This is a genomic window from Roseovarius nubinhibens ISM (assembly GCF_000152625.1).
Classification (GTDB): Bacteria; Pseudomonadota; Alphaproteobacteria; order Rhodobacterales; family Rhodobacteraceae; genus Roseovarius; species Roseovarius nubinhibens.
In genome coordinates this window covers 282,561-305,837 of sequence record NZ_CH724156.1, presented here as the reverse complement: position 1 = coordinate 305,837, position 23,277 = coordinate 282,561, and the positions used below count along the sequence as shown (strand labels likewise).

Annotated in this window: 24 protein-coding genes; 13 read left to right on the top strand and 11 right to left on the bottom strand. The window is 64.7% G+C overall.

The features are described from left to right. Positions 1 to 61 precede the first annotated feature (61 nt). The gene (locus ISM_RS17885; protein WP_009812340.1) at positions 62 to 232 is read right to left on the bottom strand and encodes a DUF1328 domain-containing protein; all 171 of its coding nucleotides are present in this window, start codon (positions 230 to 232) and stop codon (positions 62 to 64) included. 197 nt (positions 233 to 429) lie between these two features. Between ISM_RS17885 and ISM_RS01565 the strand changes: the two genes are divergently transcribed. The 3 genes from ISM_RS01565 to ISM_RS01555 all read left to right on the top strand — a co-directional run bounded on the left by ISM_RS01565 (position 430) and on the right by ISM_RS01555 (position 2,287). Further along, the gene (locus ISM_RS01565; RefSeq protein ID WP_156783286.1) at positions 430 to 753 is read left to right on the top strand and encodes an ElaB/YgaM/YqjD family protein; all 324 of its coding nucleotides are present in this window, start codon (positions 430 to 432) and stop codon (positions 751 to 753) included. 14 nt (positions 754 to 767) lie between these two features. Next, complete coding sequence (locus tag ISM_RS01560; protein WP_254655629.1) at positions 768 to 1,130, top strand: phage holin family protein; 363 nt, start codon at positions 768 to 770, stop codon at positions 1,128 to 1,130. Between the two features lie 101 nt (positions 1,131 to 1,231). Beyond that, positions 1,232 to 2,287, top strand: a complete 1,056-nt coding sequence (locus tag ISM_RS01555) for an AI-2E family transporter (protein WP_009812337.1) — start codon at positions 1,232 to 1,234, stop codon at positions 2,285 to 2,287. 14 nt (positions 2,288 to 2,301) lie between these two features. Here the strand turns inward: ISM_RS01555 and ISM_RS01550 are convergent, their stop codons facing one another. The 4 genes from ISM_RS01550 to carB form a co-directional block, all read right to left on the bottom strand. Beyond that, positions 2,302 to 3,918, bottom strand: a complete 1,617-nt coding sequence (locus ISM_RS01550) for a phospholipase D family protein (protein WP_009812336.1) — start codon at positions 3,916 to 3,918, stop codon at positions 2,302 to 2,304. Positions 3,919 to 4,196: 278 nt separating this feature from the next. Continuing rightward, on the bottom strand, positions 4,197 to 5,144 hold the full coding sequence (locus tag ISM_RS01545; protein WP_009812335.1) for a YihY/virulence factor BrkB family protein: 948 nt from the start codon (positions 5,142 to 5,144) through the stop codon (positions 4,197 to 4,199). Positions 5,145 to 5,205: 61 nt separating this feature from the next. Further along, complete coding sequence (locus ISM_RS01540; RefSeq protein WP_009812334.1) at positions 5,206 to 5,394, bottom strand: PLDc N-terminal domain-containing protein; 189 nt, start codon at positions 5,392 to 5,394, stop codon at positions 5,206 to 5,208. Between the two features lie 110 nt (positions 5,395 to 5,504). Beyond that, positions 5,505 to 8,846 carry a carbamoyl-phosphate synthase large subunit gene (carB, locus tag ISM_RS01535; RefSeq protein WP_009812333.1) on the bottom strand — a complete coding sequence of 1,114 codons (3,342 nt, stop codon included), beginning with the start codon at positions 8,844 to 8,846 and terminating at the stop codon, positions 5,505 to 5,507. A 140-nt stretch (positions 8,847 to 8,986) separates the two neighbouring features. Between carB and ISM_RS01530 the strand changes: the two genes are divergently transcribed. The 6 genes from ISM_RS01530 (at position 8,987) to ISM_RS01505 (ending at position 14,394) form a co-directional block, all read left to right on the top strand. After that, positions 8,987 to 10,111 (top strand): aminodeoxychorismate synthase component I, encoded by a 1,125-nt coding sequence (locus ISM_RS01530; RefSeq protein ID WP_040618234.1) that lies wholly within the window; start codon positions 8,987 to 8,989, stop codon positions 10,109 to 10,111. Then, on the top strand, positions 10,066 to 10,698 hold the full coding sequence (locus ISM_RS01525; protein WP_009812331.1) for an aminotransferase class IV family protein: 633 nt from the start codon (positions 10,066 to 10,068) through the stop codon (positions 10,696 to 10,698). Before ISM_RS01530 ends, ISM_RS01525 begins: the two co-directional genes overlap by 46 nt. Positions 10,699 to 10,960: 262 nt before the next feature. After that, positions 10,961 to 12,799, top strand: coding sequence for an ABC transporter ATP-binding protein (locus ISM_RS01520; protein ID WP_009812330.1), 1,839 nt, complete (start codon positions 10,961 to 10,963; stop codon positions 12,797 to 12,799). A gap of 251 nt (positions 12,800 to 13,050) precedes the next feature. Continuing rightward, positions 13,051 to 13,341: a 50S ribosomal protein L28 gene (rpmB, locus tag ISM_RS01515; RefSeq protein ID WP_009812329.1), complete on the top strand. Its 291-nt coding sequence runs from the start codon at positions 13,051 to 13,053 to the stop codon at positions 13,339 to 13,341. A 178-nt stretch (positions 13,342 to 13,519) separates the two neighbouring features. Next, a complete protein-coding gene (locus ISM_RS01510; protein ID WP_009812328.1) occupies positions 13,520 to 13,849 on the top strand; it encodes a hypothetical protein in 330 nt (109 codons plus the stop codon). 47 nt (positions 13,850 to 13,896) lie between these two features. Continuing rightward, complete coding sequence (locus ISM_RS01505; protein ID WP_009812327.1) at positions 13,897 to 14,394, top strand: copper chaperone PCu(A)C; 498 nt, start codon at positions 13,897 to 13,899, stop codon at positions 14,392 to 14,394. A 7-nt stretch (positions 14,395 to 14,401) separates the two neighbouring features. Here the strand turns inward: ISM_RS01505 and ISM_RS01500 are convergent, their stop codons facing one another. Continuing rightward, on the bottom strand, positions 14,402 to 15,094 hold the full coding sequence (locus ISM_RS01500; RefSeq protein WP_009812326.1) for an NAD-dependent deacylase: 693 nt from the start codon (positions 15,092 to 15,094) through the stop codon (positions 14,402 to 14,404). Between the two features lie 41 nt (positions 15,095 to 15,135). On the opposite strand from ISM_RS01500, the gene ISM_RS01495 reads away from it, so the two are divergent. The 3 genes from ISM_RS01495 (at position 15,136) to cuyB (ending at position 17,802) form a co-directional block, all read left to right on the top strand. Then, complete coding sequence (locus ISM_RS01495; protein ID WP_009812325.1) at positions 15,136 to 15,612, top strand: low molecular weight protein-tyrosine-phosphatase; 477 nt, start codon at positions 15,136 to 15,138, stop codon at positions 15,610 to 15,612. A 136-nt stretch (positions 15,613 to 15,748) separates the two neighbouring features. Further along, positions 15,749 to 17,053 carry a histidinol dehydrogenase gene (gene hisD, locus ISM_RS01490; RefSeq protein ID WP_009812324.1) on the top strand — a complete coding sequence of 435 codons (1,305 nt, stop codon included), beginning with the start codon at positions 15,749 to 15,751 and terminating at the stop codon, positions 17,051 to 17,053. 74 nt (positions 17,054 to 17,127) lie between these two features. Further along, entirely contained in the window at positions 17,128 to 17,802 is a 675-nt protein-coding gene (gene cuyB, locus ISM_RS01485) for a cysteate racemase (protein WP_040617759.1), read from the top strand. Positions 17,803 to 17,810: 8 nt separating this feature from the next. Here the strand turns inward: cuyB and ISM_RS01480 are convergent, their stop codons facing one another. Beyond that, positions 17,811 to 18,686, bottom strand: coding sequence for a 3-hydroxybutyryl-CoA dehydrogenase (locus tag ISM_RS01480; RefSeq protein WP_040617758.1), 876 nt, complete (start codon positions 18,684 to 18,686; stop codon positions 17,811 to 17,813). A gap of 161 nt (positions 18,687 to 18,847) precedes the next feature. Between ISM_RS01480 and ISM_RS01475 the strand changes: the two genes are divergently transcribed. After that, a complete protein-coding gene (locus tag ISM_RS01475) occupies positions 18,848 to 19,681 on the top strand; it encodes a DUF6473 family protein (RefSeq protein WP_009812321.1) in 834 nt (277 codons plus the stop codon). A gap of 63 nt (positions 19,682 to 19,744) precedes the next feature. On the opposite strand, the gene ISM_RS01470 is transcribed toward ISM_RS01475, so the two are convergent. From ISM_RS01470 to ISM_RS01455, 4 genes are all read right to left on the bottom strand, one after another. Beyond that, positions 19,745 to 20,587 (bottom strand): hypothetical protein, encoded by an 843-nt coding sequence (locus tag ISM_RS01470; RefSeq protein ID WP_009812320.1) that lies wholly within the window; start codon positions 20,585 to 20,587, stop codon positions 19,745 to 19,747. Positions 20,588 to 20,810: 223 nt separating this feature from the next. Further along, entirely contained in the window at positions 20,811 to 21,737 is a 927-nt protein-coding gene (locus ISM_RS01465) for an electron transfer flavoprotein subunit alpha/FixB family protein (RefSeq protein WP_009812319.1), read from the bottom strand. After that, a complete protein-coding gene (locus tag ISM_RS01460) occupies positions 21,737 to 22,495 on the bottom strand; it encodes an electron transfer flavoprotein subunit beta/FixA family protein (RefSeq protein WP_009812318.1) in 759 nt (252 codons plus the stop codon). Before ISM_RS01460 ends, ISM_RS01465 begins: the two co-directional genes overlap by 1 nt. A gap of 202 nt (positions 22,496 to 22,697) precedes the next feature. Next, positions 22,698 to 23,276 (bottom strand): cob(I)yrinic acid a,c-diamide adenosyltransferase, encoded by a 579-nt coding sequence (locus tag ISM_RS01455; protein ID WP_009812317.1) that lies wholly within the window; start codon positions 23,274 to 23,276, stop codon positions 22,698 to 22,700. Position 23,277 lies beyond the last annotated feature (1 nt).

The following is a 23,277-nucleotide window of genomic DNA, read 5'->3' as shown; positions in this document are numbered from 1 at the left end:
CCGGTTGCGATGCAACCGGGCTTTTGCGTGGCCTCCTCGGCCGTGGTCTGGTGTCCCTGAGTTAGGGCGCGCGGCCTTTGAAGGCGCGCGATACGAGCGCCACGATAAAGAGCACGAGGAACACGAAGAAGAGGATCTGCGCGATCCCGGCAGAGGCCGATGCGACGCCGCCAAAGCCAAATATCCCGGCCACGATGGCGACGATGAAGAAGAGAATTGCCCAGTACAGCATAATGAACTCCTATGGTTGCGGTGTCGGTTTTAGGTTGCGACTGAGGGGGTAACGCCGGGCTTGGCACGCGGGTTCCCTCAAACCCGGACGATTGCGGGGCCGCCACATCTCTTTTCATGTTCAGGGGGCTGGCGGGGAACTTTGCAGCTGCGGCGCGCGTTGAGCGGTGAACCGGAGTTACAAAAGGGATGCGTATCATGGCTCAAGGTAAAGCTGCATCGACGCAACAGGATGTCGAGGAATTGTCGGCCCAGATTGCGGCGCTCAAGACCGATCTGGGGGCGATTACCGAGACCCTCAAATCGCTGGGCGTGCACAGTGGCGAAGAGGCGGCGGCGCGCGCGCGCGAATTGGCCGCGCAGGTGCAGAAAACGGGCCGCGAGGGGCTCAGCTATGCCCAGAATTCGGCGGAAGAGATGGGCGCACAGGCCGCACAGGCGGTGCGCAACCAGCCCGCCACCGCGATGGGGCTGGCCGTTGGGGTCGGGTTTCTGCTCGGTTTCATTTCCGGACGTAAATGATGCTGCAGGCGGTGATGTCCGCAGCCAAGGAGCAGGCGCGCCAGACGGCGCGCTCTGCTGCGTTGACGGTGGCCGGTGGGGTTTTGTGCCTCGTGGGGCTGGGGTTTTTGACCTCAGCCCTTTGGATTGTTCTGGCGACGGAATATGGCGCGCTCATCGCGGCGTTGCTGCTTGGGGGGCTCTATCTGATCCTCGGCGGTGCGGTGTTGGCGTTTGGGCGCGAGCCGCAGTCGCGGGTCAGACCCGAGGCGCGGCCGGTGATGCCGCAAGAGCCGCCCGCCGCGCCGCCGCGACCCTCGGACCCCTGGCTCGATCTGGCCGAGGGGTTTGCGCGGGGGCTGCAGGCCGGGCGCGAGATCCGCAGAGACCGGCGTTAACTAAGGGCGCGAGCCAAGGACAGGCGTGAGAGTGTGACGAGTATCCCCGCGGTGTGATCCGCGCGGCCCGTGAGATGTGGCCCAATCATAAGGACAGACAGATGCGCCGCTATATGATGGCTGACCCGGTTGTGCGGGTGTCGCTGGTGTTGATTGCCACGACGCTGGGCTTTGGCGCGCTCAAGCTTGGGGCGGATGTGTTCGCGCCCTTGGTCTTTGCGCTGGTCACCGGGGTGATCCTGGCGCCGCTCACCGAATATCTCGAACGTCTCAACGTGCCGAGCCGCATCTCGGCCTTTCTCATCTTGTTTCTGGGCTGTGCCTTTGTCGTGGTGCTGGCGGTGCTGATCGAGCCGATGATCTGGCAGGTGGCCGATCAATTGCCGCGCATCCGGCAGGAAATCCGCAGCTGGATTGCCGAGCTGCGCAATCTGCTCAGCGGGTTGGAGGATATGAACAAGGAGGTCGAGCAGGCGCTCGGCGGCGATGGTCAGAGCAAGGAAAAAGAGGGGGTGGATGCGGTGCCCGATCTCACCGCCGCGCTGTTTCTTGCGCCGCAGATCATCGCGCAGGCCTTGATCTTCATCGGCACGCTGCTATTTTTCCTGATGACCCGCAAGGGCATCTATAGCTGGCTCTCGCGTCATATCGGCGATGATGAAGATACCGAAGTGATCCAGGAACGGTTCACCACCGTAGAGCGGCTGGTGTCGCAGTATTTCATCACGATTTCGGCGATCAACGCGGGGCTTGGCCTGGCCGTGGGCACGGTGATGACGTTGCTCGGGCTGCCCGGTGGCTGGCTCTGGGGGCTTGTCGCTTTCATGGTCAATTTCGTGCTCTATGTCGGGCCGATCACCTTTTTGCTGGCGCTTCTGGTCACCGGGGTGGTGGTCTTTGACGGGGTGATGAGCCTTGCGCCGGCGGCGGCCTATCTGATGATCAACATGATCGAGGCGCAGTTCGTGACGCCCGCGCTGCTTGGCCGCTATATGTCGGTGAACCCGCTGTTGATCTTTGTGTCACTGGTGTTCTGGCTCTGGCTCTGGGGGCCGATTGGCGCGATCATCGCCATTCCGGTCACGGTGTTCGTGCTGGTGATGCTGGATATTTTCCACCCCGCCGAAGAGGCGGAAGGGTTTGGCGACGAGGGCTGAGCACCGCCCTCGCGTCAGACGATTTCTTCTGAAAATCCGGGCAAGGGCTGGGCCGCCTCGCGGGCGGCATCGGAATCGTAGCGCACCAGAAAGCCGCTGCGCGCATGGGGCGGCAGGGTCGAATTGTCGTTGATGAGCCGTTGCCACAGATCAAAGGCGGTGTCGGGCGCGAGGTAGGATTTGCGCCCCTCGAGCGCGTCGGGAAGCCAATGGCCCATGCAGCGGCGGCGCAGCTGGTCGATCTGGTCGGGGCGGGTGATATGGACGCCCGCCTCGGTGTCCCAGCACAGGCTGCGCCCGTTGAGATTGGCCGAGGACAGGACCGCGGCGCGGTCGTCAAAGATCGAGACCTTGGAATGGACATAGATCAGCGGCGCGTCATGCAGCGTGTCGCGCCCATCGCTCTCGCGGCGGCGCGGTTGCACCGGCGAGGAGACGATGAGCCGATCCGGCCCAAAGGCACGGGTGATCATCGTCAGGCAGCGCAGTTGCAGATGTTCGCCATAGCGTGCGTCGAGCCCGTAATGCGGGTCAAAGGCCACGTCTTCGGGGGCGGCGGGCAGGATCAGGATGAGTTTCAGCCCCGGGCAGTCGCGGGCGCGGCGGGCGAGGGCGCGGGCCAGCGGCACATGGCGCAGGAATTGCGTCTCGAGATAGATCAGCCGCTCGGAGCGGTCGATTTCGCTCAGATGGGTCTGACGCAGCTCGTCGCAGACGTTCATCGGCGAGACCCGCGCGAAGTTGCGGCTGCGCGGCCGCGACAGGGTGCGCAGGAAGGCAGGGTTGATCTTGGGCGGGGCGGAGCGGCCTGCGGTCACGTCGAGAAAGCTGTCGAGATGGGCGCGGGCGGCGGCAACCACCGGGCCGGTGCAAAAGACCTGTACGTCATGCCAGGTGCGCGCGGCGGGGCGGTCGTGACGTTTCGTGTCATAGCGCCGGTCGTTCACATCGAGCCCGCCCACCGACAGGAGGCGATCGTCGAAGACCGCCATCTTCTGATGATGGGTGGCTGGAAAGAGCGTGACGCGTGACGGGTAGGTCTTGAGCGTGTCGGTCTCGGCGCAGGGTTCGGCGATGCCGGCAAGGCGCGGCATTTCGGCGAGGAAGGGCGCGCGGCTGTCGCTCGGCAGCTTGGCCCAGCTGTCGCGGATCTCGCGCAGTTTGCGGTTGATCAGCGGGCGAAAGAAGAGGCAGGGCAGGGGTCCCACCTTGGCATCATGCAGCGAGGCGGTGAAGGTCAGATCGCAGCCGGGCTGGGCCAGTTCGCGCACGGCGCAGACCTGACGCCGGGTGCGGCAGGTCTTGCGGTGCAGATCGGGGGCGGCGACGGGATCGAAATCGGTGATGATCAGCCGGATCCTCACGCCCCGGTCGAGGCAATAGACGAAGAGATCGAACCAGCTCTCGCCGATCTTGCGGGCCTCGGGGGAGTGCAGCTTGGTGCGCAGGTCGAAAATGCGGAAGCTGCAGGTGACGGTGTCGCGGGCGTCGAGGAAGGCGCGTTCGAGCGCCGGGTAGGCCTCTTCGGCGGTGATGCAGACCTTGAGCGTGTCGATGGCGTGGCCGGTCCCCGCATGACCCTCTTCGGCCCGTGGGGCGTCGTCGTGCCGCGAGATGTCTGCCTGTGCCACGCGCGTAACCTTTCACTGCGGTTGAGTGTCTGCATCGGCGGATATTTATCAAGCCCTTCCGTGCGGGCTATCGAAAACTCAGCCCCCGCCAGCGAGGTGACGGGGGCTGACATCCGAGGGACAATCGGATGGTTTGGCACATGCAGGGTAAGGGACAGGACGTTGCATGTGCCTGGGACGAGGGAGGTTTCTCTCGGTCTTGTTGGGATAACCCGGCGGGGGCGGTCGGGTTCCGCGTGGTGGTGAATTTTTTTCGCGGAGTTTGTCGCGCGGCAGGATCAGGCTTTGCGGGCCGGGTCTTGCGCGGTTTCAGCCTCGGCACCCTCGTCCGGGGCGCGGCGCAGATGGCCGTCTTCGCTCACCTGATGGTCCGAGACATAGGCGTCGCGATCCCCCGGCGGGCGGGGCGGGCCGACGGTGGTGTCGGCGGCGGTCTCAAGCTCGAGCTCGGCGTTGATCAGCGCGCCGATGAGCACGACATAGGCGCTGATGTAGAACCAGAACAAAAGCGCCACCAGCGCCCCGAGCGAGCCATAGACCTCGTTGAACGAGCCGAAATTGCGCAGGTAGGTGGAAAAGGCGATAGAGCCCGCGGCCCAGGTCGCCAGCGCAAAGAGCGCGCCCGGTGAGAGCCATGACACCGTCGCGCCGCGCCGGTTCGGGCCATAGCGGTAGAGCAGCCCGAAGCACAAGAGCACCACCCCCATCAGGATCGCCCATTTCGCGGCGGAGACGAACATCTCGACCTTGATCCCGAGGTTGAGGAAGGCCAGCGCCACGGGCAGGGCGATGACCAGCGCAAAGGCCACGAGGGCGGCGGCGATCATCACGATGGTGAGGGCCACGGCCACCCCATAGCGTTTCAACGGGTTCTTGCGGTGGTCTTCGCGGTAGATCGAATTCAGCCCGCGAATGAGCGCCGCCGTGGCGTTCTTGGCCGACCAGATCGACAGGGTGAGCGAGATCACCGTGGTCCATTGCAGCGTCGTGTTGTCGGCCACGATGAGCGCGGTGATCTGTTCCTGCACCAAGAGATAGGCCTCTTCGGGCATGAACTGCCGGGCCACGTCAAACTGCGACAAGAGCTTGCTCGGGTCGCCGGCAAAGCCCCAGATCGCCACCATGGCGGTGACCGCCGGAAAGAGCGACAGCAGCGCATAGAAGGCGACCCCGGCGGAGATCAGCCCGATGTTGAGCCGATCAATGCCGCCGAACACCCGCCCCATGCTGCGCCCCCAGGCGCGCAGTGGGAAACCGGTGGGGGTACGGGGTCGCAGTATCGCCATGTCAGGCGGCGGCTGCGGATTTCGGGCCGGCGAGCAGCCAGATCAGGAAGCCCAGCAGCGGCAGCAGGACCACGAGAACCACCCAGAGCACTTTCTTTCCGGTGGACGCGCCAGAGCCGATGATCGACACGATGGCCCAGATGTCGAGCACCAGAAGAATAAAGCCGCCAATTCCGCTGAGTTCCGTCATGATCTTACCTTTCTACACCAAGAGGACACGCAAACGGGCGTTTGCGCAACCTCTCAACCGGGGCGGGGAGGAAAAGTTCCCCGCCCCGGTCAGCGTGTTGTCAGGTGATCTTAACCCTGAAGCGGCAGAACGTCCAAATCGCCTTCGAGACGGGCCTGCATCGCCTGGGCCGCGGCATGGGCACCGGCGGCGGTGGTGAAATAGGGCAGCTTGTCATAGAGCGCGACCGAGCGGATCTCGCGGCTGTCCTCGACCGACTGGGTGCCTTCGGTCGTGTTGATCACCAGATGGATGCCACCGTCCTTGAGCATGTCGACGATATTGGGCCGGCCTTCATAGACCTTGTTGACCACCTCGCAGGCGATGCCGTTTTCCGTGAGGAAGGCGGCCGAGCCACGGGTTGCCACGATCTCGAAGCCGAGATCGATCAGGGTGCGGGCGGTGTCGGCCATGGCCGGGGTCTTGTCGGCATCCTTGATCGACAGGAAGACGCGGCCTTCGGTGGGCAGGATGGTGCCCGCGCCGAGCTGTGCCTTGAGGAAGGCGCGCGCAAAGGAGCGATCCCAGCCCATGACTTCGCCGGTCGAGCGCATTTCCGGGCCGAGGATCGTGTCGACGCCGGGGAAGCGGGCGAAGGGCATGACCGCCTCTTTGACCGAGAACCACGGCATCGCCGGATCGGCGAGGGTGAGCGGATCGGCCATCGGCACGGTGCCGGGCTTGGCGTCCTTGGCATAGCTGCCGCGATGGGCAAAGTTCGACAGCGGCTCGCCCGCCATGACGCGCGCGGCGATGGAGGCGATGGCGCTGTCGGTAGCCTTGGCCACGAAGGGCACGGTGCGCGAGGCGCGCGGGTTGACCTCGATCAGGTAGATGTCATCGCCCTTGACCGCGAATTGCACGTTCATCAGCCCGACCACGTTCAGCGCCAGCGCCAGCGCGCGGGTCTGTTCCTCGATCCGGGTGATGATGTCTTGCGACAGCGAGTAGGGGGGCAGCGAACAGGCGCTGTCGCCCGAGTGGACGCCCGCCTCTTCGATATGCTGCATGATGCCTGCGACATGCACGTCCTTGCCGTCACAGATCGCGTCGACATCGCATTCGATGGCGCCCGAGAGATAGCCGTCGAGCAGCACCGGGCTGTCGCCCGAGACCACCACCGCCTCGGCGATGTAGCGTTCGAGCTGGGCCATGTCGCGGACGATTTCCATGGCGCGACCACCCAGAACATAGGACGGGCGGATCACCAGCGGGAAGCCGATTTCATCTGCAATGGCAAGCGCTTCGGCGTCGGAATGTGCGATGCCGTTATGTGGCTGCTTGAGGCCGAGACGGTTCACGAGATCCTGGAACCGTTCGCGGTCTTCGGCGAGGTCGATCGCGTCGGGCGTGGTGCCGAGGATCGGGATGCCTTCGGCTTCGAGCGCATTGGCGAGCTTGAGCGGCGTCTGGCCGCCGAACTGAACGATGACGCCATGAAGCGTGCCGTTTTGCTGTTCGGTGCTCAGGATTTCCATCACATGTTCAAAGGTCAGCGGTTCGAAATAGAGCCGGTCCGACGTGTCATAATCCGTCGAGACGGTTTCCGGGTTGCAGTTGACCATGATGGTTTCATAGCCGGTGTCCGACAGGGCAAAACAGGCGTGACAGCAGCAATAGTCGAATTCGATCCCCTGGCCGATCCGGTTCGGGCCGCCGCCGAGAATGACCACCTTCTTGCGGTCGGAGGGGCGGGCCTCGCATTCCACCTCGCCCATTACCGGGCTTTCATAGGTGGAGTACATATAGGGGGTCTGGGCCTCGAATTCGGCGGCGCAGGTGTCGATGCGTTTGAAGACGGCGGTGACGCCTGCGGCGCGGCGTGCGGCGCGGACTTCGGTTTCGGTCTTGCCGGTCAGGATGGCGAGCCGGGCATCGGTAAAGCCCAGCATCTTGACCGCGCGCAGCCCGTGTTCGTCGCTCGGCAGGCCATTGGCGCGGATCTCGGCCTCGGCCTCGACGATCTCGCGGATACGCTCGAGGAACCACGGATCAAAGGAGGTGACGGCCTGAATTTCATCATTGCTCAGGCCTTCGCGCATCGCCTGGGCGATGGTGCGCATCCGGTCCGGCGTCTGACGGCTGATCGCCTTGATGACGGCTGCCTTTCCGGCCTCGGTCGGGCCTGCGCCTTCGATCTCGACCTCGTCAAAGCCGGTGAGGCCGGTTTCCATCGAGGCCAGCGCCTTTTGCAGGCTTTCATGGATGGTGCGGCCGATGGCCATGGCTTCGCCCACCGATTTCATCGCGGTGGTCAAGAGCGGCTCGGAGCCGGGGAATTTCTCAAAGGCAAAGCGCGGGATCTTGGTGACCACATAGTCGATGGTCGGCTCAAAGCTCGCCGGGGTGACCTTGGTGATGTCATTGTCGAGCTCGTCGAGCGTGTAGCCCACGGCGAGTTTCGCGGCGATCTTGGCAATCGGGAAACCGGTGGCCTTGGAGGCCAGCGCCGAAGAGCGCGACACGCGCGGGTTCATTTCGATCACGACCATGCGGCCATCGGCGGGGTTCACCGCCCATTGCACGTTCGAGCCGCCGGTCTCGACGCCGATCTCGCGCAGCACGTTGATCGAGTGGGTGCGCATGATCTGATATTCTTTGTCGGTCAGGGTGAGCGCCGGGGCCACGGTGATAGAATCACCGGTGTGCACGCCCATCGGATCGACGTTCTCGATCGAGCAGACGATGATGGCATTGTCGGCCTTATCGCGGACGACCTCCATCTCGAACTCTTTCCAGCCCAGCAGGCTCTCGTCGACGAGGATCTGGTTGACCGGCGAGGCATCCATGCCGGTGCGGCAGTAATGGATATAGTCGTCGCGGTTGTAGGCGACGCCGCCGCCGGTGCCGCCGAGGGTGAAGGCGGGGCGGATGATGGCGGGCAGGCCGATGTCTTCGAGCGCCTCGAGCGCGATCTGAACACCGGCGTCGAGATCGGCATTGCCGTTCTCTTTCTTGGGGGCGGTGACGATGGTGGCGCGGGGGTTTTCGATGCCGAGACGGTCCATCGCTTCGCGGAAGAGCTTGCGATCTTCGGCCATTTCAATGGCTTCGCGGTTGGCGCCGATCAGCTCGACGCCGAATTTCTCGAGCACGCCCATATCGGCCACCGCCAGCGCGGTGTTGAGCCCGGTCTGACCGCCCATCGTCGGCAGGAGCGCGTCGGGGCGTTCCTTTTCGATGATCTTGGCGACGATCTCGGGGGTGATCGGTTCGATATAGGTGGCGTCGGCCAGTTCGGGATCGGTCATGATCGTGGCCGGGTTCGAGTTCACCAGGATGACCCGGTAGCCCTCTTCGCGCAGCGCCTTGCAGGCCTGAGCGCCGGAATAATCGAACTCGCAGGCCTGCCCGATGACGATGGGGCCGGCCCCGATGATCATGATGGACGAGATATCGGTTCTTTTTGGCATGTCATTCCCCGGAGCAGCGCAAATTGGTGGCGTTATAGCTGTCGCGCGTCTCGGCGCAAGGGGGCGTGGTGTGGTTTTGAGGGTGTCAAGCAGGGAGCGAGCGTTTACATAGCCCCGATCACCGGAACAGGGGATGGATGGTGCAGATTCGCTTTGATCACGGGCCGGAGGGTGCGGCGTGCCGGTTTGACGCCGCGCGGCACGAGATTGTGGCCCATCAGCCGGACGAGGTGCCCGAGGCGCTGGCCGCGCTCGATGCGGCGCGGGCGGCGGGCGCGTGGGTCGCGGGCTATGCGAGCTATGAGCTGGGCTATGCGCTCGAGCCGCGGCTGGCGCCGTTGATGCCCGAAGGCCGCGCGCTGCCGCTGCTGCGGTTCGGGGTCTATGACGCGCCCGACGCCGCCGCGCCGCTGGCGTCCGGGCCCGCCGCGCTTGCCGAGTTTGCGCCGCGCTGGTCCGAGGCAGACTATGCGGCGGCGTTTCAGGTGGTGCATGCGTATATCTGTGCGGGCGATTTCTATCAGGCGAACCTGACCTTTCCGATTGATATGCGGGCGCAGGGCAAGGCCGAGGCGCTCTATGCGGCGCTGGCCGAGGTGCAGCCGGTGCGGTTCGGCGCGCTCATCGAGGCGGCAGGGCAGCCGGCGATCCTGTCGCGGTCGCCCGAGCTCTTTTTTCGCACCGATGCGGCGGGCCATATCGAGACGCGGCCGATGAAGGGCACCCAGCCGCGCAGTGATGACCCGGCCGAGGATGCGCGCGCGCGGTTCTTTTTGCAGTCGGATGAGAAGAACCGGGCCGAGAACCTGATGATCGTGGATCTCCTGCGCAATGATCTGAGCCGGGTGAGCCTGCCCGGATCGGTGCGGGTGCCGGAGCTCTTTACCATCGAGAGCTATGAGACGGTGCATCAGATGACCTCGCTGGTGACCGGGCAGATGGTGCCGGGGACCGGGCTTGCCGAGATCTTTGCGGCGCTTTTCCCCTGTGGGTCGATCACCGGCGCGCCCAAGCTGCGGGCGATGGAAGTGCTGCGCGAGCTCGAGCCTTGGCCGCGCGATATCTATTGCGGCACGATCGGCTGGGCCGCGCCGGATGGGCGGTCAGAGTTCAACGTGGCGATCCGGACCTTGATGCTCGACGACGGGCAGGTGCGGTTCAACGTGGGCGGCGGGCTTGTCTATGACAGCACCGCTGATGGAGAGTATGAGGAGGCGCTGTGGAAAGCCCGCTTTGCCCGCCGGATGATCCCGGGTTCCGACTGATCGAAACGCTGCGCTGGGAGCCGGGGCAGGGCGCGCGGGAGGCCGCGCGTCATCTGGCACGGCTGGCCCGGTCGGCGCGGGCGTTCGGCATCGAGGTTGAGGGCGCCCGCGAGGCGCTGGCCGGGGTTGTGGGCGAGGCCCCCTTGCGGCTGCGGCTGACGGTGGATGCGGCGGGGCGGGCCGAGCTGACCTGCGCGCCCTATGTGCCGGTGCCCGAGGGCGCGGTCTGGCGGGTGGGGCTGGCGGAGACGCGGCTTGCGTCCGACGATCCGTGGTTGCAGCACAAGACGACGCGGCGGGCGCTCTATGATCAGGCGCGGGCGGATTTGCCGGGCTGGATCGACGAGATGCTCTTTTGCAATGAGGCGGGCGCGGTTTGTGAAGGGACGATCACCAATCTTTTCGTGCCGCGCGACGGCGTGTTGCTCACCCCGCCACGGGCAGAGGGGCTGCTGCCCGGTATCCTGCGCGAGAGATTGATCGAGGAGGGCCGGGCGCGCGAGGCGCGGATCATGCCGGACGATCTGGGCGACGGGTTCTTTGTCGGCAATGATTTGCGCGGGCTGATCAAGGCGCGGCTGGTTTAGCGCACTGATGTCGCGTTCCAGTGTAGCGCCAAGGCCACGCGCGGCGCGCAGGTGATCAAAACCGGTGACAGGGGGCGCGCGGCGGGCTAGTCTTAGCCTCATCCACATGACGCCCAAACGAGGATGGGGGATACGCGATGTATAGAGGACTCTGGTTTACCCACGGCTGATGCCGCCCGGAGTCCGTCTTGCGCGATGGGCCTGAGGGCCGCGCATGCCGATACATCGCCCTTCCTGAATAGCCTCTTGGATATTATCCGTCATGTCCCGTTTTTACCGACTTTTCGAAACCCTCGTTGATCCCTTTGCGCCCGCGTCCAAGGCGACGCCGCCGGCCTCGCTTTGGGCTTATCTCACTTCTCACTATGGGCCGTTCTATCGCTGGATGGCCTGTCTTGCCGCGACCGGCATCGTTGTGGCGCTCATCGAGACCGGGCTCATCTTTTACTCTGGCCGGGTGATCGACCTGATCTCCGCAGGCGGGCCTGAGGGCTTTTGGTCGCGGCACGGGGCCGAGCTTGGGTTGGCGGTGCTGGTGATCCTTCTGGCGCGGCCCTTGATGATCACGCTGCAACATCTTCTGCTTGAACAGATGCTGGCCTCGAACATGCAAGAACAGGTGCGCTGGCGCGCGCATCAGCATCTCTTGGGGCAGTCGAGCGGCTATTTCCAGAACGAGTTCGCCGGGCGGCTCACCAATCGGGTGATGCAGGCGGGCGAGGCTGTGGAAGACGGCACCTATATGTTCTTCGAAGGCATCTGGTACGCGCTGAGCTATGTGCTCAGCGCGGCGGTGATCCTTGGCGGGGTGAACCCCTGGCTGGCGGTGCCCTTGGTGCTCTGGGTGCTGCTCTATGGGCTTTATGTGCGCCATATCGCGCGGCGGGTGGCGGTGGCCTCGGAGAAATGGTCGGACGCGCGGTCGATGGTGACGGCGCGGGTGGTCGATGCCTATGCCAATATCGAGACGATCAAGCTCTTTGCCCGGGACGGGGCCGAGGAACGCTATGTCCAGAGCGCGATGCGGCGGCTTCGGCTGCGGTTCCAACGCTTCCTGCGGTTGATGACCGAATTGGGGCTCGGGCTCGCGGTGCTGAACGGGCTGTTGCTCATCGGGGTGGTGGGGCCTGCATTGTGGCTGTGGTCCGTCGGTATCGTGTCGGTGGGCGAAGTGTCGGCGGCGGCGGCGCTCACGCTGCGGCTTAACGGGATGAGCGGCTGGATCATGTGGGTGGTGATCCGCATGTTCGAACATGCGGGCGTCATCCGCGAGGCGCTGCGGTCGCTGGCGGTGGAGCATGAGGTGCGCGATGCGCCCAAGGCCCCGGCGCTGGCGCTGCGTGAGGCGGAGATCGAGTTCCGCGGCGTGAGCCATCATTATGGCAAGGGGCGCGGCGGGCTCGACGGGGTCAACCTCGTGGTGCGGCCGGGCGAGAAGGTCGGTCTGGTCGGGCGCTCGGGGGCGGGCAAGTCGAGCCTTGTGAACCTACTCCTGCGGTTCCGCGACCCGGAGGCGGGGCAGATCCTCATCGACGGGCAGGATCTGCGCCAGATCAGCCAATCCTCGCTGCGCGGGGCGATCGGCATGGTGAGCCAGGACAATTCCCTTCTGCATCGCTCGATCCGGGCCAATATCCTCATCGGGCGGCCCGAGGCGGATGAGGCCGAGATGGTCGCCGCCGCCGAGAAGGCCGAGGCGCATGGCTTTATCAAGGGGCTGCGCGATTCGGCGGGGCGCAGCGGCTATGGCGCGCATGTGGGCGAGCGGGGGGTAAAGCTCTCTGGTGGGCAGCGGCAGCGGGTGGCGATTGCGCGGGTGATCCTCAAGGATGCGCCGATATTGGTGCTCGACGAGGCGACCTCGGCCCTCGATTCCGAGGTCGAGGCGGCGATACAGGACACGCTCTTTGGGATGATGGAGGGCAAGACGGTGATTGCCATCGCGCACCGGCTGTCGACCATTGCCCAGCTCGACCGGATCGTGGTGATGGACGCAGGTCGCATCGTCGAGGAGGGGAGCCATGATGACCTGTTGGCGCGGCGCGGCATCTATGCCGATCTCTGGGCGCGACAATCGGGCGGGTTTCTGGGCGCGGAGTGAGGCGGGCGACGTGAGCCCCCGGAGTATCCGCCGCGCGGGTCGGGCGGGGTTTTGCCGGAGAATCCCCGCCCATCCGGCGATTTGCGTGTTAAAATCCTGTTACCTGCCGGGAAACCGGGGGTGCGGGACTTGACGGGGGGGGCGATTCCGCCTAATCACCCGCGAACGGAATTCGGGGCGCTGCCTGTGGCGGTGCCCGCTTCATATTTCGGCGGGCGGTGGCCTGCTGGACAAGCTACGAGGATGATCCCATGTCGCGCCGCTGCGAACTGACCGGAAAAGGCCCGATGGTTGGCAACAATTCCAGCCATGCCAATAACAAAACCAGACGTCGGTATCTGCCGAACCTGAACGACGTGACACTGCAGTCGGAAACCCTGAGCCGTGGCATCAAGCTGCGGATCTCGGCCCACGCTCTGCGCTCGGTCGATCACCGTGGCGGTCTGGACGCCTTCCTGGCGAAAGCCAAGGATAGCGAGCTCTCGACCACCGCGCTGAAGGTCAAGAAAGAGATTGCCAAGGCCCAGGCTGCGAACGCCTGAGACGCCTGAGCGTTTCGCAAGATTGAACAGCCCTGCCGGATGCGGCGGGGCTGTTTTTCCTGTTGTGGCGGGGCGTTAGGGGCAGGTGTTCATCCTGTCGCCCAAGGGCGCAGGCCATTTGCCGCAGGGCCCTGGCTATCACTGGCGAGGCGGCGCGCGCGGCGCTAGATTGGCCGCGATGATACGGTTTGCGATCTCTTACCTTCTGGTGCTGACCCTGCTTTTGGCGGGGCAGATCACCAGCCTCGCGCGGGGCGGTGGCATGACGGATGTGGTCATGGTGCTCTGCGGTGGCGAGGGGATCGTGCCGATGCCGGGCGACGACCGGGCGCATCTGCCCTGTGACGATTGCGTCGTGGTGGCGGGGCTGGCGGTGCTGCCCGAGGTGCTGGCGATGGTCGCGCCGGGGGCGTCGCGGGGCCGGGCCTATGCGCTGCCGGTGGCGCAGGGCTATGTCGATCTGGGGCTTGCGCCGGTGGCGCGGGGACCGCCTGTGGCGCGCGCCTGATCCTCAAGATAAAATCAAAATTCCCATAGAGTTGAAGGAGAGACCTCATGTCTTTCAAAGCGTTTTTTGCCGCAGCCTTGCTGGCGGCGTCGCCCGCGTTGGCGGGGGAGATAGAAATCACCGACGCCTATGCGCGCAGCGCCTCGCCAGTGGCCAAGACCGGGGCAGCGTTTCTGGTCATCGAGAATCACGGGGCGGCGGACCGGCTTCTGTCTGTCGCGTCGCCCGCGGCCCAGCTGGTGCAGCTGCATGATCATGTGGATGCGGGCGATGGCGTCCTGCAGATGCGCCATAGCGAAGACGGGTTCGCGCTGCCCGAGGAGGGTGTTCTGACGCTCGAGCGGGGCGGCAAGCATGTGATGTTCATGGGGTTGACCCAGCCCTTCCGCGAGGGCGAGAGCGTGCCTCTGACGCTGACCTTTGAGCAGGCCGGCGATGTGATGATCGAGGTGCCGGTGGACCTGCAGCGCAGCGAGATGGGCGGCCATGATCATTCGGGCCATGCCGGTCATGCCGGTCATTCGGGGCACGGCAGCACGGAGTGATCCTGCCTCAGCCGGCCAGCAGGGTCTCGACAAATTCGGGGACGATCTTGCTGGCCGGGCCATAATGCGCCTCGTCGAAATCACGTGCGTTTTCAGAGGGTTCGAGGTTGAGCTCGACCGTGCGCGCGCCGAGGCGGCGACAATGCTGGGCATAGGCGGCGGCGGGGTAGACCTGACCGGATGTGCCGATGGAGACAAAGAGATCGGCCCCGTTCAACGCGGGGTCGATCACCTCGGCCCCATAGGGGATTTCGCCGAACCAGACCACGTCCGGCCGGGTGGCGGGGGCCGCGCAGGCGGGGCAGCGATCGGCGGGCTGCATCACCAGCGGCGCGGGCCAGCGATGGTCGCAGGCGGCGCAGAGGGCGCCCATGAGCGTGCCGTGCATCTGGAGGACCTGGGGAGAGCCGGCGCGGTGGTGGAGGTCGTCGACATTCTGGGTGATCAGCGTGACCTCGCCGGGGTGCTCGCGGGCGAGGCGGGCGAGGGCGAGATGGGCCGGGTTGGGCGTGGCCTCGGCGGCCTGGGCGCGGCGGGCGTTGTAGAATCGGTGCACCAGATCGGGGTCGCGGGCAAAGCCTTCGGGGGTGGCCACATCTTCGATGGCGTGCTGGGCCCAGAGACCGCCTTCGTCGCGGAACGTGCCGAGGCCGCTCTCGGCGGAGATGCCTGCGCCGGTCAGGATGACGATCTTTTCCATGGGCGTGATTTCCTGTAAGTCATTGGCAAAGGAGATGTTTCATGTCCCAGCCTATCCTCTTTGTCTGTCTTGGCAATATCTGCCGGTCGCCCGCGGCGGAGGGGGTGTTTCGCCAGATGAGGCCGGGGCATCCGGTCGATAGCGCGGGCACCGGGGGCTGGCATGTGGGCGAGCCACCGCATGGGCCGATGCAGGTCGCGGCAGAGGCGCGGGGCTATGATCTGTCGCCGCTCCGGGCGCGGCAATTCGTGGTGGCGGACTTTGACCGGTTCGATCTGATCCTCGCGATGGATGACCAAAATCTCGCCGAAATCAAACGTCTGCAACCCGTCGGTAACACGTCGGTATTGCGACGGTTGACGGATTACGCCCCGGAGGCGGGGCGCGACCATGTGCCGGACCCCTATTACAGCGGCGATTTCGACGGCACGCTCGACCTCATCGTGCGGGCGGTGCGGGGGCTCTGTCAGAGCCTGGATGAAGGCCTAGATCAGGGCCCGGATCAAAGCCTGCGATAACCCGAACGGAGCCCGGCCAGTTTCGGATTCTTCGAAGGCGGGATTTGGCGGCTGAAAAATGAGACGGGGGGTCGGGGGAAAATCCTTGCCGAACGGCCGATGAGGGGCGCATTTCAAAGCGGATAGGAGTTTTGCCATGCCGCTTACATATCTCAAGACCGCCACGCCGCAGCCTCAGGAGGCGCTCAACGACATCGCCGATACGGTGCAGCTCATGCTGGGTCGGATCAAGGCCGGGGGCGCGCAGGTGGCGCTTGAATATGCCCGCCAGCTCGATGGCTGGAGCGGCGAGATCACCGTGACCCGGGCCGAGATCGACGCGGCCATCGCGCGGGTGCCGCAATCTCTCAAGGATGACATTGCCTGGGCGCATGAGAACATTCGCCGCTTTGCCGAGGCCCAGCGCGCCACGGCGCAGGACATGGAAATCGAGCTGCGCCCCGGTCTCATCGCCGGGCAAAAGCAGATCCCGGTCGCGGCGGCGGGCTGCTATGTGCCGGGCGGGCGCTATACCCATATCGCCAGCGCGTTGATGAGCATCACCACGGCGCGGGTCGCCGGGGTCGAGGATGTCACCGCCGTGTCGCCGCCCTGCATGGGCGGGCCGATCCCCGACGAGATGCTCTATACGATGGATCTGGCAGGGGCGACGCGCATCCTGTGCATCGGTGGCGTGCAGGGCGTCGCGGCGATGGCCTTTGGCCTCTTTGGCGCGCCCGAGGCGGATATTCTGGTGGGGCCGGGCAATGCCTATGTGGCCGAAGCCAAGCGGCAGCTCTTTGGTCCAGTGGGGATCGACATGTTTGCCGGGCCGACCGACAGTCTGGTCCTCGCCGATGACAGCGCCGATCCGGAGATCGTGGCGATCGACCTCATCGGTCAGGCCGAACATGGGGTGAATAGCCCCGTCTGGCTCGCCACCACCGACACGGCGCTGGCCGAGGCGGTGATCAAGGCGGTGCCCGGCGTGATCGACAGCCTGCCCGAGCCGAACCAGAGCGCCGCGCGGCAGGCGTGGCATGATCTGGCCGAGGTGGTGGTCTGCGACAACCGCGAGGAGATGGCGCAATATTCCGACGCCAAGGGGCCGGAGCATCTGCATGTGCAGGCGCGCAACCTCGATTGGTGGCGCAAGCGGCTGCACAGCTATGGCTCGCTCTTCCTCGGTGAGGAGACCACGGTGACATTTGGCGATAAGGCCTCGGGGCCGAACCATGTGCTGCCGACCTCGGGGGCGGCGCGCTATACCGGCGGGCTGTCGGTGCATAAATTCCTCAAGACCGTGACCTGGCAGACGGTGGATGCCGAGGCGCTGCCCGATCTGGCGCGTGTCAGCGCGGTGATCAGCCGTGCCGAGCGGATGGAGGGCCATGCCCGCGCCGCCGATATCCGTCTCGAAAAGCTCGTGCAGGCCAGCGCGCCGAAGGCGGCCAAGGCCTGAGCTACGGGGCTTGTGCCGCTCTCAACTCCGGGCGATAACCCGCGAAAGATGGGCGATAATTCGGGGGATAGGCGATGCGATCTGTAGGTATTTTGGGCGGCATGGGGCCAGAGGCCACGATCCTTCTCATGCAGAAGGTGCTGGGCGCGGTGACGGCCCAGGATGACGCGGATCATCTGCCGCTCATCGTGCATCAGAACCCGCAGGTGCCGAGCCGTATCAAGGCGCTCCTGGAAGGCGGCGGTGAGGACCCCGGTCCGGTGCTCGCCGCGATGGCGCAGGATCTCGAGCGGGCGGGCGCGCAGGCGCTGGCCATGCCCTGCAACACGGCGCATCACTATGCCGATGCGGTGCGCGAGGCGAGCGGGCTGCCGTTTCTCGATATGCTGGAATTGACCGCCGCGCATCTGGCGGCGCTCGGGGCCAAGCGCATCGGCATGCTGGCCTCGCCCGCGACGCGGCGGGTCGGTGTCTTTGACGCCATATTCGCGGCCCATGGCCTCAGCCCGGTGTGGACCGGGGATGAGGCGGAGATGCTGGCGATCATTCGCGCGGTGAAGGCGGGCGAACCGATGGCGCCGCTCGGCCCGCGGTTGCGGGCGCTGGCGGATGCGATGGCGGGGGCCGATCACTGGCTCGTGGCCTGTACCGAGCTGTCGCTGATGACCGGCGCGCTGGAGGGCGGGCCGGGCTGGACCGACAGTCTCGATTGTCTGGTGGCCGGGGTGGCGGAGTTCGGCTTCGCCTGAGCTTTGCCCTAGCGGGTCGGCACCGGCTCGCCGCTGCGGTAATCGTAAAAGCCACGGCCCGATTTGCGCCCGAGCCAGCCCGCCTCGACATATTTGGTGAGCAGCGGGCAGGGGCGGTATTTGGTGTCCGCCAACCCGTCGTGCAGCACGTTCATGATCGCAAGGCAGGTGTCGAGCCCGATGAAATCGGCCAGTTCCAGCGGCCCCATCGGGTGGTTTGTGCCGAGCTTCATCGAGGTGTCGATCGAGGTCACATTGCCGACGCCCTCATAGAGCGTATAGACCGCCTCGTTGATCATCGGCATCAGGATGCGATTGACGATGAAGGCCGGGAAATCCTCGGCTGAGGCGGCGGTTTTGCCAAGCTTCTCAACGACTTCGTGACAGGCCTGAAAGGTTTCCTTGTCGGTGGCGATGCCGCGAATGAGCTCGACCAGCTGCATCACGGGGACCGGGTTCATGAAGTGGAACCCCATGAATTTCTCTGGCCGGTCGGTGCGGCTTGCGAGCCGGGTGATGGAGATCGACGAGGTGTTCGACGTCAGGATCGTATGCGGCGCGAGATGCGGCACGAGATCCTCGAAAATCGCGGCCTTGAGCGCCTCTTTTTCGGTGGCGGCCTCGATCACCAGATCGGTGGCGCCGAGATCGGCGAGAGTGAGCGTCGTCGAGATCCGCGCCATGGCGGCGTCGCGATCCTCGGCGCTGACTTTGCCGCGGCTGACCTGGCGGTCCATGTTGCCGGTGATCGTTTCGATCCCGCGGTCGAGCGCGTCCTGGCTGATGTCGGTCAAGAGCACCTCATAGCCCGCCAGCGCCATCACATGGGCGATGCCATTGCCCATTTGTCCTGCTCCGATGACGCCGATTTTCCGGATGTCCATTCACTTTGCTCCGCATCTTTGAGTTGGGCGCAGGATAGGCCCCCGAGGCGGGGGGCCGCAAGGGGCGCAGGGTGCGAAAGATTCTCGGCAAATTGCGTCTTTAGACATTTCTCAACAGCTTTGCGCGAATCCTGCCCATGGGTGAAAGAGAGGTGGGACTTATGGCCTATGAACGCCAGGGGGAAACCCCGCTTGACTATATGCCATGTCGCTATGGCATGTCGAAACTCCTGTTCCGGGGACCGAGGCGCAGTTTGAGCGGCCGCTATGCCGCGTTTCTGGGGGGGACGGAGACCTATGGGAAATTCATCGCGCGGCCGTTTCCGTCGCTGATCGAGACGCGGACCGGGGTGAAATGCATCAATTTTGGCTGGCCGAATGCGGGGATCGATGCGTTTTTGCATGATCCCGATGTGCTCAGCGCGGCGGCGGGGGCGCGGGCGGTGGTGCTGCAGGTGCCACCGGCGCAGAATATGTCCAACCGGTTCTACCGGGTGCATCCGCGGCGCAATGACCGGTTTGTCGAGGCCTCGCCGATGCTGCGGGCGATTTTCAATGAGGTGGATTTTACCGAGTTTCATTTCACCCGGCATATGCTGAGCCGGTTGCGGGATCAGTCGCTCGACCGGTTTGCGCTGGTCCGCGATGAGCTGCAGGCGGCGTGGCTGGCGCGGATGCGGCTGCTGATCGAGCGGATCAACGCGCCGGTGGTTTTGCTGTGGCTCTCGGCGCATGAGATGCGGCGCGATGCGGGGATGCCCGATCTGATCGAGGACCCGGCCTTTGTCACGCGGGGGATGATCAAGGCGCTGATGCCGATGGTGCGCAGCGTGGTGGATGCGACGGCGAGCGCCGAGGCGATGCGGGCGGGGGCGCAGGGCATGGTGCATTCCGATTTCGAGGCGACGGTGGCGTCAGAGCTGCTCGGCCCGCAGGTGCATCAGGAGACGGCGGCGCGGCTCGGCCCGGTGATCGAAGAGCTGGTGAATGCGTGAGAGGAGGCCTGTGGCGCAATGAAAAAGGCCCGCCGAGGGGGCGGGCCTGGAGTGTTCAGGGCGCTAAAGGAGGCCATGTTTGCGCGTGTAGTCCTCTATGCGCTTTTCGATCTCCGGGGTCGTGCCCTGCCGGAAGCATTGGTCGAAGGCGGGGTCGTAGACGTCCTTGATCTGTTCATAGGCTGAGTAATCGCCCCTTGCGAAGTCAGCGTAGATCTCGGGATCGCCGATTTCTTGCAACGCGGCTTCGGTACAAACACAGGCGTAGACGATCATCGACAGGGACGGCTCTTCGCCGCCCGTGGCCTCCATGTAGCTCTGAACCGATGCGGGGTAGCAGCTATCCACGAATGTCTCCCAGCTGCCGTCGCCCAGTTTCGGGGTCGGCTTGGCGGATAACGAGACGCCGAAGGCCGTTGCGAGACCCTGTTCGATACGGGTCATGTGTTCGCTGTCACAGCCCTGCGTCGTCAGCAATGTGTCGACGCCGTTGCGCACTCCGGAGAGGGGGTTGCTGTTCATAAACTTGATGTTCGCTTTCACCCAAGGGACGAATTCGGGTCTGACGGCGATGGACCCGGTCAGCGTCTGTGTCTCGCTGTTCATTTCCACGCCGTAACTGTTCACCTCTGATTTTTTGACGGTGACAGAAAACGGGACCTCCTCGGCATTCGCAAAAATGCAGCTTGCTGGGTGTTTCGCGATCGCCTGTAGAATGTGGAAGGCATCGGTCGCGATTTCGGACTTGGAGGCCAAGGAGGGATCGTTCTCATAGATGGCCCTGAAGCCAGGAAAGATCGACATATTCTGTGCAAGCTCTGGCGGCAGACCCTCAGCGAAGCTGGCGGATCCGAAGGCCATGAGGAGGGAGCTTGTTACAAGAATTCTCAATTGCGGTTTGGCCATTCTTAAAATCCTTCATGCGGAAATAAGTCTAAAGGCGAAACGTTACCGGCAAATCTAAAGGTAAGACCGTACCGGACGTGGTGCAAAAGTAAAGAAACCGCTCTGACGGGCGCGATGTGAGCGGGGATCAGAAAGAGGTGGCCGAGCCGGTGCGGGACCGGCAGCCCATAAGAAAAAGGCCCGCCGAGGGGGCGGGCCTTTCAATTTGCAGAGATCTGAGCGATCAGAGCTTGGAGGTCAGCTCGGGGACGGCTTCGAAGAGGTCCGCCACGAGGCCGTAATCGGCGACCTGGAAGATCGGGGCTTCTTCGTCCTTGTTGATCGCGACGATGATCTTCGAGTCCTTCATGCCGGCGAGGTGCTGGATGGCGCCCGAGATGCCTACGGCGATGTAGAGATCCGGTGCCACGACCTTGCCGGTCTGACCGACCTGCCAGTCGTTCGGGGCATAGCCCGAATCGACGGCCGCGCGCGAGGCGCCAACGGCTGCGCCGAGCTTGTCGGCGAGGGCTTCGATGATCTTGAAGTCTTCTTCGGAGCCGACACCACGGCCGCCCGAGACGACGACGCCTGCCGAGGTGAGCTCGGGGCGGTCGCTTGCGGCAACCTTGTCTTCGACCCATTCCGACAGGCCGGGGTTTTCAGCGGCCGAGATGGTTTCGACCGAGGCCGAGCCGCCGTCGCCAGCCGCATCGAAGGTCGAGGTGCGGAAGGAGATGACTTTTTTCGCGTCCGAGGATTTCACCGTCTGGATCGCGTTGCCGGCATAGATCGGGCGTTCGAACGTGTTGCCATCGACAACACCCGACACGTCCGAGATCACCATGACGTCGAGCAGAGCGGCCACGCGGGGCAGCACGTTCTTGGCGTCGGTGGTGGCGGGCGCGACGATATGTTCGTAATCGCCTGCGAGGCTGACCAGCAGCGCCGCGGTGGGTTCCGCGAGGCGGTGACCGAGCGAGGCGTCTTCGGCGACGAGCACTTTGGACACGCCGTCGATCTTGGCGGCGGCTTCACCGGCGGCGGCGGCATTTGCCCCACAGCACAGCGCGGTCACATCGCCCAGTTGTTTCGCGGCGGTGACGGCCTTTGCGGTTGCGTCGAGCGCCAGTTCACCATCGGTGACTTCTGCGAGAAGAAGAACAGCCATTACACAGCCCCCACTTCTTTGAGTTTCGCCACGAGCTCGTCGACCGAGCCCACAATCTCGCCTGCCTTGCGGGCCTCGGGTTCGTCGGTCTTGACGATTTCGAGACGCGGGCTGACATCGACGCCGTAATCGGCGGCGGTTTTCTCGTCGAGCGGCTTTTTCTTCGCTTTCATGATGTTGGGAAGCGAGGCGTAGCGCGGCTCATTGAGGCGCAGATCGACGGTGATGATGGCGGGCATCTTGACCTTGATCGTTTGCAGGCCGCCGTCCACTTCGCGGGTGACGAGCGCGCTGTCACCATCGATGTCGAGGCCGCTGGCAAAGGTGCCTTGGCTCCAGCCGAGCAGCGCCGAGAGCATCTGACCGGTGGCGTTCATGTCGTTGTCGATCGCCTGCTTGCCCGCGAGGACGAGACCGGGCTGTTCTTCTTCGACGACCTTGGCGAGGATCTTGGCCACGGCCAGCGGTTCGATGTCGGTGTGAACGTCGTCGGCGGCAACCACGAGAATGGCGCGGTCGGCGCCCATGGCGAGCGCGGTCCGCAGGGTTTCCTGCGCCTGCTTGACACCGATCGAGACCGCGACGACCTCATCGGCCTTGCCGGCCTCTTTCAGGCGGATCGCCTCTTCGACGGCAATCTCGTCGAAGGGGTTCATCGACATTTTCACATTGGCAAGATCGACACCGCTCCCGTCCGCTTTGACGCGCACTTTCACGTTATAGTCGATCACGCGTTTGACAGGCACAAGCACCTTCATTGGCATGGTCTCCCTTGAAAAAACACCTGACCAGTCGAGTCAGGCGCAAGCTATCTCGCAGGGTTTTACCGAGTCGCGACCGGGGACAACAGGCCAAAATCGTCATTATTGGGCTCTGTGACGTCGCGATGCTGCCCGGCGTGCCCCGCTGAGGAAACTTTGTTGCGAATTGCCGCCAGCCTGTTCCGCAGGCGGGCGCGGATTAGCGGTTGGCGCCGGGCACCCAGAGCACGTCGGCACGGCCTTCGTCATTGGCCATGCGGGCGGCGGCGAAGAACCAGTCGCTCAGCCGGTTGAGGTATTTCACGGCGGCCGGGTTCACCGGTTCCTCGCCCGCCAGTTCCACGGCGAGCCGTTCGGCGCGGCGCGACACGGTGCGGCAGAGGTGGAGCTGGGCCGCGAGGCGGCTGCCGCCGGGCAGGATAAAGCTGCGCAGCGGTGTGAGCGTGGCGGTCATCGCGTCGATTTCGGCCTCGAGCCGGGTCACCTGTTGGTCGCTCATCCGCAGCGGCGGGTAGTCGGCCTCGGCATCCTTGTCCATGTCGGGGGTGCAGAGATCGGCGCCGAGATCGAAGAGATCGTTCTGGATGCGGGCGAGGGCCTGATCCATGTCGCTGTCGGCCTCGGCCTCGATCCGGGCGAGGCCGACGGTGGCATTGGTTTCATCGACCGTGCCATAGGCGGTGACGCGGGCCGAATGTTTGGCGACGCGGGTGCCATTGCCGAGGGCGGTGTCGCCCTTGTCGCCGGTGCGGGTGTAGAGCTTGTTCAGGACCACCATG